This window comes from Variovorax paradoxus NBRC 15149 (assembly GCF_001591365.1).
GTDB lineage: Bacteria > Pseudomonadota > Gammaproteobacteria > Burkholderiales > Burkholderiaceae_C > Variovorax > Variovorax paradoxus.
Map to the genome: position 1 here is coordinate 1,077,899 of NZ_BCUT01000002.1, position 12,811 is coordinate 1,090,709.

15 protein-coding genes are annotated in these 12,811 nt (G+C 69.4%); 11 read left to right on the forward strand and 4 right to left on the reverse strand.

Translation table 11 applies throughout. The features are described from left to right. Positions 1–70 precede the first annotated feature (70 nt). The gene (locus tag VPA02S_RS19980; RefSeq protein ID WP_169804841.1) at positions 71–430 is read right to left on the reverse strand and encodes a hypothetical protein; all 360 of its coding nucleotides are present in this window, start codon (positions 428–430) and stop codon (positions 71–73) included. A 291-nt stretch (positions 431–721) separates the two neighbouring features. On the opposite strand from VPA02S_RS19980, the gene VPA02S_RS19985 reads away from it, so the two are divergent. The 11 genes from VPA02S_RS19985 to VPA02S_RS20035 all read left to right on the forward strand — a co-directional run bounded on the left by VPA02S_RS19985 (position 722) and on the right by VPA02S_RS20035 (position 10,587). Continuing rightward, entirely contained in the window at positions 722–1,828 is a 1,107-nt protein-coding gene (locus tag VPA02S_RS19985; protein ID WP_244883659.1) for a PQQ-dependent sugar dehydrogenase, read from the forward strand. A gap of 153 nt (positions 1,829–1,981) precedes the next feature. After that, positions 1,982–2,269 carry a BufA1 family periplasmic bufferin-type metallophore gene (locus VPA02S_RS19990; RefSeq protein ID WP_062365299.1) on the forward strand — a complete coding sequence of 96 codons (288 nt, stop codon included), beginning with the start codon at positions 1,982–1,984 and terminating at the stop codon, positions 2,267–2,269. A 22-nt stretch (positions 2,270–2,291) separates the two neighbouring features. Then, complete coding sequence (gene bufB / locus VPA02S_RS19995) at positions 2,292–3,134, forward strand: MNIO family bufferin maturase (protein ID WP_062365300.1); 843 nt, start codon at positions 2,292–2,294, stop codon at positions 3,132–3,134. Continuing rightward, a complete protein-coding gene (locus VPA02S_RS20000) occupies positions 3,131–3,919 on the forward strand; it encodes an HvfC/BufC N-terminal domain-containing protein (protein ID WP_062365301.1) in 789 nt (262 codons plus the stop codon). Before bufB ends, VPA02S_RS20000 begins: the two co-directional genes overlap by 4 nt. Beyond that, positions 3,916–4,401, forward strand: coding sequence for a DoxX family protein (locus VPA02S_RS20005; RefSeq protein ID WP_062365302.1), 486 nt, complete (start codon positions 3,916–3,918; stop codon positions 4,399–4,401). The genes VPA02S_RS20000 and VPA02S_RS20005 overlap by 4 nt, the downstream gene beginning before the upstream one ends. A gap of 70 nt (positions 4,402–4,471) precedes the next feature. Continuing rightward, positions 4,472–5,278, forward strand: a complete 807-nt coding sequence (locus VPA02S_RS20010) for a helix-turn-helix transcriptional regulator (RefSeq protein ID WP_062365303.1) — start codon at positions 4,472–4,474, stop codon at positions 5,276–5,278. Between the two features lie 87 nt (positions 5,279–5,365). Further along, positions 5,366–6,391, forward strand: coding sequence for a Rieske 2Fe-2S domain-containing protein (locus VPA02S_RS20015; protein WP_062365304.1), 1,026 nt, complete (start codon positions 5,366–5,368; stop codon positions 6,389–6,391). Positions 6,392–6,435: 44 nt separating this feature from the next. Next, entirely contained in the window at positions 6,436–7,413 is a 978-nt protein-coding gene (locus VPA02S_RS20020) for a Bug family tripartite tricarboxylate transporter substrate binding protein (RefSeq protein WP_062365305.1), read from the forward strand. Between the two features lie 194 nt (positions 7,414–7,607). Further along, positions 7,608–8,849 (forward strand): MFS transporter, encoded by a 1,242-nt coding sequence (locus tag VPA02S_RS20025; protein WP_062365306.1) that lies wholly within the window; start codon positions 7,608–7,610, stop codon positions 8,847–8,849. A 62-nt stretch (positions 8,850–8,911) separates the two neighbouring features. After that, on the forward strand, positions 8,912–9,673 hold the full coding sequence (locus VPA02S_RS20030) for an SDR family NAD(P)-dependent oxidoreductase (RefSeq protein ID WP_062365307.1): 762 nt from the start codon (positions 8,912–8,914) through the stop codon (positions 9,671–9,673). After that, complete coding sequence (locus VPA02S_RS20035) at positions 9,670–10,587, forward strand: sigma-70 family RNA polymerase sigma factor (protein WP_062365308.1); 918 nt, start codon at positions 9,670–9,672, stop codon at positions 10,585–10,587. Before VPA02S_RS20030 ends, VPA02S_RS20035 begins: the two co-directional genes overlap by 4 nt. On the opposite strand, the gene VPA02S_RS20040 is transcribed toward VPA02S_RS20035, so the two are convergent. The 3 genes from VPA02S_RS20040 to VPA02S_RS20050 form a co-directional block, all read right to left on the reverse strand. Next, positions 10,547–11,143, reverse strand: a complete 597-nt coding sequence (locus VPA02S_RS20040) for a hypothetical protein (protein ID WP_062365309.1) — start codon at positions 11,141–11,143, stop codon at positions 10,547–10,549. The genes VPA02S_RS20035 and VPA02S_RS20040 overlap by 41 nt on opposite strands. 28 nt (positions 11,144–11,171) lie before the next feature. Next, positions 11,172–11,969 carry a DUF899 domain-containing protein gene (locus tag VPA02S_RS20045; protein WP_062365310.1) on the reverse strand — a complete coding sequence of 266 codons (798 nt, stop codon included), beginning with the start codon at positions 11,967–11,969 and terminating at the stop codon, positions 11,172–11,174. Positions 11,970–12,091: 122 nt separating this feature from the next. Then, positions 12,092–12,775 carry a Vgb family protein gene (locus VPA02S_RS20050; protein WP_015866341.1) on the reverse strand — a complete coding sequence of 228 codons (684 nt, stop codon included), beginning with the start codon at positions 12,773–12,775 and terminating at the stop codon, positions 12,092–12,094. Positions 12,776–12,811: the final 36 nt, after the last annotated feature.

Below are 12,811 nucleotides of genomic sequence, written 5' to 3' on the forward strand. Positions count from 1 at the left end.
TCCGCGGACGAACGAGGCAATCGCTGGCAAGCGGACGCGCCGCACCAGCACCGGTCAGTCGACGGAGGGGTCAGACGCGAAGTCTGAGAGTCGCAAGAAAAACGGGATCAGGCGGTGGATGCTGCCGCTCGGGCAGCGCCTGGCGCGGAAGCGGCTCGGCAAGCGCCGCCAGCACCAGCGGCACGGCCAATACCTGCACGATGGCAGGCAGCGAAGGCGTGGCGGCCTTCACCGGTTCGAACGACAGCGACATGTCGGCGGCATGCTGGTGGCACAGCACGGGCTGGGCGGTGTCCATGCCCTCGCACGGCTGGCCCGGCGCCATCGCCATCTCGGCCGTCGATGCCGTGTCCGCTGCCCCGGGACAGACATAGCTTGCCAGCGCCAGTTGCGAGAACAGCAGCGACAGGACCACGAGGAACGCGGTCATGCAATGTCGGGGGAGGCGATAGCCGCGCATGGCCGCTCAGTGTATCGCCAGCCACGGCACGTTCCGCGGCCCTCGATCAAAGGGGTCATGGAAAGAACGGACTGTCGGGCTTGCCCGCTCGCCGATAAGATTTTCGAACGGCAACGTCGCCGCGGCCCTTCAGCAAGCACCGACATGAACACAGCGCCCGCAGCCATTCGTCGTTCAAGGTTTGCAGCGCTGTCCTGGCGGCGGCACGGCTTTGGCGCCGCGCTGCTTCTCGCAATGCTCTGGCATGCCGGTGCGCGGGCGATGCCTGCGGACTCCGCGCCGGATGCGCCGCAGGCGAGCACCTTTGCCGACGGGCTGGAGTCGCCCTGGGGCATAGAGTTCATGCCCGATGGCCATCTGCTCGTCACCGAGCGCCCGGGCAGGCTGCGCATGATCAGCGCCGATGGGCGCGAGATCTCTTCCATCGAAGGCGTTCCGCGCGTGGACCATCGCGATCACGGGGGCCTGCTGGACGTCGCCATCGATCCGGCCTTTGCCTCGAACCGCCTCGTGTACCTGAGCTACACCAAAGCCGGCCGCGGGCTGCACGCCGACCGCAACGGCCTGGCGGTGGCACGCGCCCGGCTGAGCGACGACGGATCGCGCATCGATGAACTCAAGGTGCTGTTTCGCCAGACGCCGGGCGCGGTGAACGGGCAGAACCTCGGCGGGCGGCTCGCGCTTTCCGCCGACGGCCATCTCTTCGTCACCATCGGCGACCGCCATGCGCCGCAGGACCGCATGCGCGCCCAGGCGCTCGCCTACTACCAGGGCAAGACCGTGCGCATCCGCACCGATGGCACCGTGCCCGACGACAACCCCTTCGTCGCACGCCAGGGCGCGCGCCCGGAAATATGGAGTCGCGGGCATCGCAATCCGCAGGGCGCATTCGTCCATCCCCGGACCGGGCAGCTCTGGGTTGCCGAGCACGGGCCGCAGGGCGGCGACGAGATCAACATCGTGCGCAAGGGCCTGAACTACGGCTGGCCGGTGGTGACTTTCGGCTGCGAGTACGACACCTGCGCAAAGATCGGCGAGGGAACATCGAAGCGCGGCATGGAAGCGCCGCTGGCCTTCTGGACAACGCCGAAGATCGCACCGAGCAACCTCATCCTCTACACCGGCGACCAGTTTCCCGCGTGGAAGGGAAACGTCTTCGTGGGCACATTGGCCGGCAAGGCCGTATGGCGATTCGAGCTCGCGGGCGAGGACAGCGCACCGCGCGTGGTTCGGCGCGAAGCCCTGTTCTCCGAACTGGGCGAGCGCATCCGCAACTTGAGGCAAGGGCCCGATGGCAGCCTCTACCTGCTCACGGATGGTGCCAAGGCGCGCATCGTGCGCGTGGCGCGGGCAGACTCGATGCTGTAGCAGGCGGCGCACTTCTCGATCTTCGTTCGCCCCGCAAAAAAGCTGCCGAATCGCACCGGGCCCTGTAACCCGGGCTTCGCACGCCGCGAACTAGCAAGGGACTGCGCATTGGGCGCGGTTGCAATTTCTCAATCAATCTTCTGGAGTTCATCCATGATCAATCGTTCTTTCGCGATCACCGCTCTTGCACTGGGTGCCCTTGCCGCGGGCTCAGCCATGGCGCAAGACAAACCGATGGCCGACAAGATGGCCGCCATGGAAAAGTGCTACGGCGTCTCGATGGCCGGCAAGAACGACTGCGCCGCCGGCCCCGGCACCACCTGCGCGGGCACCTCCAAGGTCGACTACCAGGGCAACTCGTGGAAGAACGTTCCGGCCGGCACCTGCACCACCATCAAGACACCCAAGGGCATGGGTTCGCTGATGCCGATCAAGTCCTGACCGCTGCACTGCGCACGCTGCCATGTCCGACTCCCTCGCGGCCGGCCTCGGCCTCAAGCCGGAGCACTACGAGGCCGCGCTCGGCGCGCGTGCCGAGGGCCTGTGGTTCGAGGTGCACCCCGAGAACTACATGGTGGCGGGCGGCCCGCGCATCGGATGGCTCGATGCGATCCGCGCGCGCCATCCGGTGTCGCTGCATGGCGTCTCGCTCTCGCTCGCAGGGGAGGCAGCGCCCGATGCAGCGCATCTCCAGCGGCTGGCGGCGCTCGCCCGGCGCATCCAGCCTGCGCTGATCTCCGAGCACCTCGCGTGGTCCACATGGAACGGCCAGTACTTTCCGGACCTGCTGCCTTTTCCGCGCAGCACCGCCGCGCTGCATCGCATCGCCGGCAACATCGCGCGCACGCAGGACGCGCTGGGCATGGCGATGGCCATCGAGAACCCGTCCCACTACCTGCACATCGACGGGCATGAATGGGACGAGATCGATTTTCTTGCCGAGCTGTCACGCCGCACCGGCTGCAGGCTGCTGCTCGACATCAACAACGTGTACGTGTCCGCATGCAACCTGGGCTTCTCGGCCGCGGACTGGATCGACCGCTTTCCGCAGGCGCCGGTCGTCGAGATCCACCTTGCGGGCCACAGCGCCGACCCCACCCTCGGCGATGCACTGCTGATCGATTCGCACGATGCGCCCATCGCACCGGAGGTCTGGCAGCTGTACCGGCGCTTCGTCGATCGCGCCGGCGTCCGGCCCACGCTGATCGAGCGCGACGGCAACGTGCCGGCCTTCGGGGAGCTCATGGCGGAGCAGCAACAGGCCGCGGCCGTGCTGCAGCGTGCCGCGCAGGAGGCCATCGCATGAACGCGCTGCGCGATCAGTTCCAGCAGGCCTTTGCACAGGCCCTGTTCGCTCCGCCGGAAGCCGCGCACCCTGCAGTGCGGGCGCTCGCCATGCAGCCCGCTTTCGCGGTGTATCGCAACACCGTGATGAAGGCCTGCATCGATGCGCTGCAGGCCAACTTCCCGACCGTTGCGCAGCTGGTGGGCGAGGAGTGGTTTCGCGCCGCCGCCGCACTCTATGTAGCGGCCGATCCGCCGAGCGACGGGCGCCTGCTGCACTACGGCACTGGCTTCCCCGGTTTCCTGCGCGGCTTCGAGCCGGCCGCCGAGCTCGTCTACCTGCCCGGCGTGGCGCAGCTCGACACGCTCTGGCGCGAAGCCCATGCCGCGCAGGACGCACCGGCTGCCGACGCCGCATGGATCGCCCGCCGCACGCCGCAGCAGATGGCGGCCCTGGTCCTCGCGCCGCATCCGGCGGCCCGCTGGGCCTGGTTCGACGAGCAACCGGTCTACAGCATCTGGGAGCGCCATCGCCGGCCGGACGCCGTTGGCGACGAACTGGCCTGGCGAGGCGAGGGCGCCTTGCTGACACGGCCCGGCGACACGGTGAACTGGCATGAAATCACCCGGGCCGGCTGCGCCTTCCTCGACGCCTGCGCCAGCGGCGCAAGCCTTGCCGAGGCGGCGGAGCGCGCGCTGGCGGCCGACCCGCAGGCAGACATCTCGGCCATGTTCGCAGCCCTGCTGCGCGCCGGTGCATTCGCCGGCACTTCGGCTTCGCCTGCATCCAACGAAAGAGCACCATGAGCACCCACCTTCAGGCTCCCGCATCGATCGAAAACAGCAACCACCGCGGTCTTCGCGCGCACTGGAACGCAGCGGCCGAACGCCTCACGCGCCTCGTGGCCCACGATGCGCTGGCACTGGCCACGCGCGTGGCCGTGGCGGCCATCTTCTTCTACTCGGGCCGCACCAAGGTCGAGGGTTTTCTCACGCTGACCGACAGCGCGTACGAGCTGTTCCGCACCGAATACAAATTGCCCTTCGTGCCGCCCGAGATTGCCGCGCACCTGGCGGCCTACTCGGAGCATCTGTTCCCGCTGCTGCTGGTGCTGGGCCTCTTCACGCGCCTGTCGGCGCTGGCCCTGCTGGGCATGACGCTGGTGATCCAGGTGTTCGTCTATCCGGATGCATGGCCGACGCACCTCTCGTGGGCTGTGCTGCTGCTGTACCTGGCGGGCCGCGGCGCGGGCCGCCTGTCGCTCGACCACGCGCTGGGCATTCGCTGACCGGCCGGGCTCGCGGCCCGCGGGCTTCCACCCTGTTGAATCGGGCGCGGCTTGCCTATATTGGGCCGCAATGCCTTCCACCTGGTTTCTCGACACGCCACCTGCGGGCCAGCTGCTGGACGCCGGTGCCGTCGCGCACCTGCTCGACGCGGGCAGCGAGCAGGCGCCCGCGCTCCAGATGCTCGACTTCATCAACCACGTGGTGCCGGTCGAATACATCTCGCTCGTGGAGTACATCGACGGTGTTCCGTCGCAGGTCGAAGGGCATGCGATGGGCCGGTGCGACAACATCACGGCCGAGTGCTTCTCCCTCTACAAGAAGCGGTTCCGGCTGGCGGACGACATGACCCGCCTGGCTGCGCGCATGGGTGGGGAGGCGCTGGCCCACGCACCCGTGACCGCCTTGCTGTACGACGCGGCGGACATCCCCGACCCGGCGTGGCGCGAGCAGATCTTCGTCGGCCGGCAATTGACGGGGCGGCTGAGCTTTCTCTACTCGCCCGTGCCGCGCACGATCTTTGCGATCAACCTGTACCGCAACCGGCAGAACGGCCAGTTCGCGCAAGCGGATGTTGCGCAACTGCTCGGCCTTGCGCCCCTGCTGAAGCGCGCGCATCGCAATGCGCTGTTCGCGCAGCTCGCATCGCCCGATACGCCGCTGCGCGTGGCGGGCATCGAGCGCACGCTGCAGCGCACGGCACCGCAACTGTCGCCGCGCGAGCGCGAGGTCTGCGCGCGCATCGCCTGCGGGATCGGCGCCGACGGCATCGCCGCCGACCTGGGCATTGCCGCGTCGAGCGTGGCGACGCTGCGCAAGCGCGCCTACCTGAAGCTCGCGATCCACGGACGCCAGCAGCTCCTGCGCTTCATCCATTAGGGCCCACCCGGAGCCTTTTGTACCCTTCTGCAGGGACAGACGAAAGCCGCGCGAATTCCTACATTGCCTGGACTCTGGGAGACAGGCATGTGGGTTCGAAACTGCTGGTACGTCATTGCGTGGGATCACGAAATTTCCGATGACGCGCTGTTCACGCGCACGGTGCTCGACGAGCCGATCCTGGTCTATAGAACCGAGGGCGGCGAACTGGCCGCGATGCAGGACCGCTGCTGCCACCGGCATGCGCCGCTGTCGCGCGGACGCAGGGAAGGCGACTGCGTCCGCTGCGGCTACCACGGCCTCAAGTTCGCCGCCGACGGCGTTTGCGTGGAGGCACCGGGGCTGGCCAGCATTCCCGTGAAGGCGCGCGTGCGGACCTACCCGGTGGTCTCGCACAACAAGTGGATCTTCGTGTGGATGGGTGATCCGTCGCTCGCGGATCGCGCGCTGCTGCCGGACAACTTCTCGTGCGACCACCCCGACTGGCGCTACAGGCCCGGCTATGTCCACTACGACACGCCCTACCTGCTGGTCTGCGACAACCTGCTGGACTTCTCGCACCTGAGCTATGTGCATGAAGGCACGCTGGGCGGATCGACCGCCATCGCGCAGGCCGTGCCCAGGATCGAGAAGGTGCCGCGCGGCATCCGCGTGACGCGGCACGTGCCCGACGTGCCCCCGTCTCCCTTCTGGAAGTCGTTCCAGAGTTTCGACAGCAACGTCGACCGCTACTTCATCTACGACTTCCTCCTGCCCGGCACCTTGCTGATGAAGTCGGGCGGCGCGCCGGTGGGGCAGGCCGAAGACGAGCAGCGCGGCGGCGTGCAGCTGCACAGCTGCCAGGCGCTCACGCCCGAGACGGCAACGACCACGCACTACTTCTTCCAGCAGTCGCACCGAAGCAGCATTGCGGACCCCGCGGTCACCGAGACCATCTACCGCGGCCTGGTCACCGCGTTCGAGGAAGACCGAGAAATGATCACCGCGCAGTACCTGAACATCGATCCCGAAGCGCGCATGCTGCCGCTCGCGATGGACGCCGCGCTGGTCCAGTACCGGCGGCTGCTGCAGGAAGAGGTCGAGCGCGAGCAGCGCGCCTCGCAGGCCGGCTGACGCGCCGCGCCGCCCCACATCCAGAACAACTCCAGGAGACCCCGATGCGCCGCCACTTTCTCACCCTTGGCCTCACCATGCTCGCCGCACTGCCGCTCGCGGGTTTCGCGCAAGGCAACTTCCCGGGCAAGCCGATCCGTGTCGTCGTCACAGCCCAGGCCGGTGGCGCCAACGACTTCGTCGCGCGCCTGATCGGCGAGCATGCCGCGAAGGCACTGGGCCAGCCCTTCGTGGTCGACAACCGCGCCGGCGCCAACGGCGCGGTGGGCCTGGGCGAAGTGGCGCGGGCCGCGCCCGACGGCTACACCATCGCGGTCACGCTCGGCGATTCGCTCATCAACAACGTCGCGCTCTACAAGACGCTGCCCTACGACCCGCAGCGCGACTTCGTCTTCCTGACGCAGGTCGTGCGCAGCCCGGCCATCCTGTCGGCCAACCTCGAGCTCGGCGTGAAAGACATGGAAGGCTTCCGCAAGCTCGCGGCGCGGCCGGGCCAGCAGCTCAGCTATGGCACCTGGGGACCGGGCGGGCTTGGCCACCTGGCGGGCGAGGCGCTCAACCGCAAGCTCGATGCGCACATGGTGCACGTGCCGCAGCGCGGCGAGGCGCCCGTCATGGCCGACCTGCTGAGCAACACCGTGAGCGTCGGCCTCACGTCGGCGGGCCTCGCGCGCCAGCATGTGCAGGCGGGCAAGGTCGTTCCGCTCGCGATCATGGGGCGCGAGCGCTCGGCCGTGCTGCCGCAGGTGCCCACGATGCGCGAGCTGGGCTTCGACGATCCGCTGTTCGAGGCGGCGGTATGGATCGCGTTCGTCGCGCCCGCCAGGACGCCGCCCGCGGTGGTCGAGCGGCTGACGGTGGCGCTGCGCAACGCCGCCGCCATGCCCGAGGTCCAGGCGCGGATGGCGGAGCGCGGGCTGGAGATGCTCAACACCACGCCCGAGCAGTTCAGCGCGAACTACCGGCGCGACTTCGACGTGATCACCCGGCGCATGCGGGAGTTCGGCATCGAGGCGCACTAGCCGCCGCAGCGGCATCGAAGTGCGCCGCGCGCCCGCCGCGCCGCGCCGCGCCGCGCCGGCGCCTGTCTGGCTCCTTTGCGAAGTCTTGAACGTCCTGGTTGGACCTCTGCGCTGAAAGGCGCGCCCGAAGAGGTGAATTCCTTTATAGTCAACCAATCAGTTCACCATTTTCGATCTTCCGCTGGAACAAGACAATGAACACTGCTGCCTCCGCGCGTCCGGCCGACGCGCTCGACTCCAACTGGTCCCTCGTGGCCGCCGGCGCGCTGATGACCTGCGTGGCCATCGGCGTGCTGTTTTCGCTGGCCGTTTTCCTGGAGCCCATGAGCGCGGCCACCGGCTGGTCGCGCGCGGGCATTTCCAGCGCCATGACGCTGGCCTTCCTGAGCATGGGCGTGGCCGGCTTCGGCTGGGGCGCCTTGAGCGACCGCTACGGCCCGCGCGTGGTGGTGCTCGCGGGCACGGTGCTGCTCGGGCTTTCGACGGTGCTGGCCAGCCGCGCATCGACCCTGCTCGAATTCCAGCTCTTCTACGGCGTGATGATGGGCCTTGCGGCCGGCAGCTTCTTCGCGCCGGTGATCGCCACTGCCGCGTCGTGGTTCGACAGGCACCGCAGCCTGGCCGTCTCGCTGGTGTCGGCTGGCATGGGCGTGGCGCCCATGACCATCTCGCCGCTGGCCGCATGGCTGGTCACGCATTACGACTGGCGCACCGCCCAGCTGATCATCGGCATCGGCGCGTGGGTCGTGCTGCTGCCCGCGGTCTGGCTCATTCGCGCGGCGCCGCGCACCGCCCACGCCGCCCCCGGAGGCGCAGCCCCCGCGCCGGAAATGAAGATCGGACAGGCGCTGCGCTCGCGCGCCTTCCTGGTGCTCGGCATCACGTTCTTCGCCTGCTGCGCCGCGCACTCCGGGCCGATCTTCCACACGGTCAGCTATGCCATCGGCTGCGGCCTGCCGACCTTCGCGGCCGTCACCATCTACAGCATGGAAGGCGCGGCGGGCCTCGGCGGGCGGCTGCTCTTCGGCGTGCTGGCGGACCGGCTGGGCGCCAAGCGGGTGCTCGTGGCCGGCCTGCTGATCCAGGCCTTTGCCGCCGCGAGCTACCTGCTGGTGAACCGTCTCGGCGGCTTCTATGCCGTGGCCATCGTCTTCGGCCTTGCCTATGGCGGCGTGATGCCGCTCTATGCGGTGCTGGCGCGGGACTACTTCGGTCCCCGCATCCTCGGCACGGTGCTGGGTGCGGCGTCGATGCTGTCCAGCCTGGGCATGGCGCTCGGCCCGGTGCTGGGCGGCTGGCTGTTCGACCGCTACGGCAGCTATGCCTGGATGTACATCGGCTCGATGGCCGTGGGTCTCGGCGCCGTGGCCATCGCGCTCACGTTCCCGCGGACCGGTGCTGCCGGCAAGGCGCCGCGGCTGCAGCCGGCGGGCTGACTCCTTTTGCAGGCCTGGATCGTCCTGGTTCCATCCACACCACACAACGGAGCCAGGTCATCATGAGCATCATCAAGGACAGGAACATCGTCGTCACCGGCGGAAGCCGCGGCCTGGGGCTGGGGCTGGTCGAAGCGCTGGCCACGCAGGGCGCCAGGGTGACGGTGGTCGCGCGCGACGCCGGCGCGCTCGAGGCCGTGCGCGCGCGGCTGGGCGTGGCCACCGTCGCTGCCGACGTGACGGACGAGGCCGCGGCCCACCGCATCCTGGCCGCGGTCCGCCCCGACATCCTCGTGCTGAACGCCGGCACGCCGCCGCGCATGGGCCGGCTGGACCAGCTGAGCTGGGCCGACTTCAGCGCGGCCTGGGAGACCGACGTCAAGGCCGGGCTCTACTGGCTGCAGGCGGCGCTCAGGCTGCCGCTCGCGCCCGGCGCCCGCGTGCTGGTGGGATCGAGCGGCGCGGCGCGCAACGGCTCGCCGCTGTCGGGCGGCTATGCCGGCGCCAAGCGCATGCTCTGGTTCATGGCCAAGTACGCCAACGGCATTTCGGAGCAGCAGAAGCTCGGGATCCGCTTCCAGGCGATCGTGCCGATGCAGATGATCGGCGGCACCGGCGTGGGCGACGCGGGCGCGGCCGCCTATGCGCGCGCCATTGGCGTGGCGCCCGGCGAGTTCCTCGCGCGCTTCGGTACGCCGATGCCGCCGCGCGCCTTCGGCGACAAGGTGGTTTCGATGCTGGAGGACCCGGCCTATGCCAAGGCCTTCGCCTTCGGCTTCGGCGGCGACTCGGGCATCACGGTGCTCGAGGAGGCGGCCGCGTGAGTGCAGCACAGGCGCCTTCGCCGAACCGCAGCGGCAAGCAGGCGCAGCTGGCGGCGCTCGCCGAGGCGCTGCGGCCCGAACTGCACCGCTACTGCGCGCGCCTGATGGGCTCGGTCATCGAAGGCGAGGACGTGGTGCAGGACACCTTCGAGCGCGCCTTCGCGGCCGTGCACGCCATGGACGAGGCGACGCCGCTTCGGCCCTGGCTGTTCCGCATCGCCCACAACCGCGCGCTCGATCTGCTGCGCGGCCGGACGATCCGCATGGCCGAGCCGATCGACGCCGCCAACGACCTGGCCGACACGGCCAACCCCGACCCGATGGAGATGCTGATGCGCCAGGAAGCTGTCAAGACCGCGGTGTCGCGCTTCGCGGAACTCCCGATCCACCAGCGCAGCGTGGTGATCCTGAAGGACGTGCTTGGCGAATCGCTGGCGGAGATCGCAGCGGTGCTCGACCTCACGGTCGACGCCGTGAAGGGCCACCTCGCGCGCGGGCGTGCGCGCCTGCGGGAGATCAACGCAGAGCCGCCGGGCCCGCCCGCACCACCACCGCCGCCGTCCGCCGCGCTCGTGCGCTATGTCGCGCTCTTCAACCAGCGCGACTGGGACGGACTGCGCGCGCTGCTGGCCGACGACGTGAGGCTGGTCCAGTCGGCGCACCCGGTGCGCGCCGGCCGCGCCGACGTCGGCATGTTCTTCACGCTCTACGCAAAGGTCGATGGCGTGTGGCTTGCCCCGGCATGGCTCGAGGGCCGCGAGGTGATCGCGGTGTTCGACCAGCGCGGCGATCCGGAGCCCGGCTACATCATGTGGCTCGAGTGGCAGGGCGGCCGCATCAGCCTGATCCGCGACTACCGCCACATCCGCTACGTCACGGCCGATGCGCGGCTGCAGCTGATGGTTTCTGTTTGAGTCTTCGGAGCCAGCGGCCGCCGGCATCGAAGCCGTGGCAGGCGCCCCAAGCGATCGCACCGGTGACTGCGAGCATGGCCGCGGTATGAACGCCGACCGCCGCGAGCGCCAGCAAGAGCGAGTCCGACGCGCTGAACGCCGTCGCTGCCCCATCGCCCATGCACAGCGGGATCAGCGCCGGCACCAGCATCAGGCCGGCGCCGTGGGCGGTGGACACCATGAAGGACCAGAGCGCCATCCCCGCATGCCCGGCCGGTGCGCGCGCCGCGCTGGGCGTGCGGCCCCACAGGTGAAGCCCCGCGAAGACGATCACCAGCACGCCCGCGAGCACCTGCAGCAGCGCGCGGTCGAGCGACAGTCCGAAGGCCACCGCGCCGGCCACCAGTGCCACCGAGGCGGCATGGCCGAATGCGATCGGCAGCAGCGCCCGCAGCGCCTGCCTGCGGTCGCGCGAACGCAGGCCCCAGGCAGCCGCCCACATCCAGCCGCTGGCGGGGTTCAGCCCGTGCAGGGCACCGACGCCTGCGACTGCGAGCCACGGCCAGAGGCTTGCCATGATGGTGTGCCTGCCGATTCAGCGCGGTTCAGCCGGGCGCGTGGCAGCACGAACCCGCCGCTGCCGCCGGCTTTGCGGCCGGTGCCGGTTCGTAGCGGTCGTGGTGGCGCACCCAGTCCATCGCGTAGACGGGGTTGGGCTCGTCGCGGCCCTTGGGCGTGAGGTCGAGCAGGCTGTAGGTGCCCATCATTGCCTCGACGCCGCGCTCGTAGGTCGAGTAGGTGTGGAACACCTCGCCCGCATCGCCCTTGTAGAACACGCTGATGCCGGGGGCCTCCTGCGCCGGGAAGGGCCGCACGCCGTAGTTGTAGTAGACCTCGCCCTGGCCCTCGGCCCACTGCTGCGGCGTGAAGCTCACGTTGAAGTCGTAGTTGAAGTCGTTGCCGTGCGCCGAGACCCACCTGAACTCCCAGCCCATGCGCCGGCGGAAGCGCTCGATCTGGTCCAGCGGTGCACGCGAGACGACCAGCAGCGTGACGTCGCGGTTCTCCAGGTGCACCTTCATTCCGCCGAGGTGGTCGGACATGTAGGAACAGCTCGGGCAGCCCTGCTCCCAATCGGGGCCGAGCATGAAGTGCTGCACCAGCAATTGGCGGCGGCCTTCGAACAGGTCGGCCAACGCGCGCGGGCCCTCGGGCGTGTCGAAGACGTAGTTCTTCTCGACGCGGGTCCACGGCATCGCGCGGCGCTCGCGGGCGACCTGGTCGCGCAGGTGCGTGAGTTCCTTTTCGCGCGCCAGCAGCGCCTTGCGCCGGGCCAGCCACCGGTCCTTCGAGACGACGGGGTGGTTTGTCACGGTGCTCTTTTCGGCAATGGCGGTGTTCATGCGTTTCTCCTTGGGCTCGGTGAGCCGATGTGGGTTGGGTCCATGCGCGGCTCCACCCGCCTGGTGGCCGGCGCGCTCGTCTTCGGCAGCAAAGCCGAAAGGGGGTTGTCGCGGTGGGCCGCTCAGGCCCGGGCGGCTTTCGGGCGCCGCACGGCGCGGACCTTGCCGCTGCCGCCGCCACCGCAATAGAAGAGGTCGGCGCCGTCAGACTCGAGCCCGCTCACGTTGGCGCCGCGCGGCATCTCCAGCCGCTCGAGCACGGCGCCGCTGTCGGGGTCGACGCGGCGCAGCTCGCTCTCGTCGCCTTCCCAGGTGGCGTGCCACAGCTCGCCGTCGACCCAGGTCACGCCGGTCACGAAGCGGTTGGACTCGATGGTGCGCAGCACCGCGCCGCTGACCGGGTCGATCTGGAGGATCTTGCGGTCGCGGTACTGCCCGATCCAGAGGCTGCCCTCGGCCCATGTCAGGCCCGAGTCGCCGCCGTGGCCGGGCGTGGGAATCGACGCCAGCACCTTGCCGCTGGCCGGATCGATCTTGTCGATGCGCGCCTCGGCAATTTGATAGAAGTAGGTGCCGTCGAAGGCGGTGCCGGCATCGCAGGCGCAGTCCAGGGTGCGTGTGGTCTCGCCGCTCGCGGGATCGAAGGCCACCAGCTGCGCACCGGTGGCCGCCCAGACGCGCTCGCCGTCGTGGGTCACGCCGGCCACGCTGGCGGCGCCGGCGAAGGGGCCGTACTCGCGCACGATCTCGGCCGTGCGCGGCGCGGCTTCCGTCTTGTCTTTCTTGCTCGCTTTGCTGCTGTTCATCGCTGGCTCCTTGTTGGCGGGCTCCGGGTTCGGCGC

What these genes read in the sequence shown, in the direction of transcription:
- VPA02S_RS20005 (WP_062365302.1), top strand. Translation starts at nt 3,916, where the DNA reads ATGAGCACCCACCTTCAGGCTCCCGCATCGATCGAAAACAGCAACCAC.
- bufB (WP_062365300.1), top strand. Translation starts at nt 2,292, where the DNA reads ATGTCCGACTCCCTCGCGGCCGGCCTCGGCCTCAAGCCGGAGCACTAC.
- VPA02S_RS20015 (WP_062365304.1), top strand. Translation starts at nt 5,366, where the DNA reads ATGTGGGTTCGAAACTGCTGGTACGTCATTGCGTGGGATCACGAAATT.
- VPA02S_RS19985 (WP_244883659.1), top strand. Translation starts at nt 722, where the DNA reads ATGCCTGCGGACTCCGCGCCGGATGCGCCGCAGGCGAGCACCTTTGCC.
- VPA02S_RS19980 (WP_169804841.1), bottom strand. Translation starts at nt 430, where the DNA reads ATGACCGCGTTCCTCGTGGTCCTGTCGCTGCTGTTCTCGCAACTGGCG.
- VPA02S_RS20025 (WP_062365306.1), top strand. Translation starts at nt 7,608, where the DNA reads ATGAACACTGCTGCCTCCGCGCGTCCGGCCGACGCGCTCGACTCCAAC.
- VPA02S_RS20030 (WP_062365307.1), top strand. Translation starts at nt 8,912, where the DNA reads ATGAGCATCATCAAGGACAGGAACATCGTCGTCACCGGCGGAAGCCGC.
- VPA02S_RS20000 (WP_062365301.1), top strand. Translation starts at nt 3,131, where the DNA reads ATGAACGCGCTGCGCGATCAGTTCCAGCAGGCCTTTGCACAGGCCCTG.
- VPA02S_RS20040 (WP_062365309.1), bottom strand. Translation starts at nt 11,143, where the DNA reads ATGGCAAGCCTCTGGCCGTGGCTCGCAGTCGCAGGCGTCGGTGCCCTG.
- VPA02S_RS20050 (WP_015866341.1), bottom strand. Translation starts at nt 12,775, where the DNA reads ATGAACAGCAGCAAAGCGAGCAAGAAAGACAAGACGGAAGCCGCGCCG.
- VPA02S_RS19990 (WP_062365299.1), top strand. Translation starts at nt 1,982, where the DNA reads ATGATCAATCGTTCTTTCGCGATCACCGCTCTTGCACTGGGTGCCCTT.
- VPA02S_RS20045 (WP_062365310.1), bottom strand. Translation starts at nt 11,969, where the DNA reads ATGAACACCGCCATTGCCGAAAAGAGCACCGTGACAAACCACCCCGTC.
- VPA02S_RS20020 (WP_062365305.1), top strand. Translation starts at nt 6,436, where the DNA reads ATGCGCCGCCACTTTCTCACCCTTGGCCTCACCATGCTCGCCGCACTG.
- VPA02S_RS20010 (WP_062365303.1), top strand. Translation starts at nt 4,472, where the DNA reads ATGCCTTCCACCTGGTTTCTCGACACGCCACCTGCGGGCCAGCTGCTG.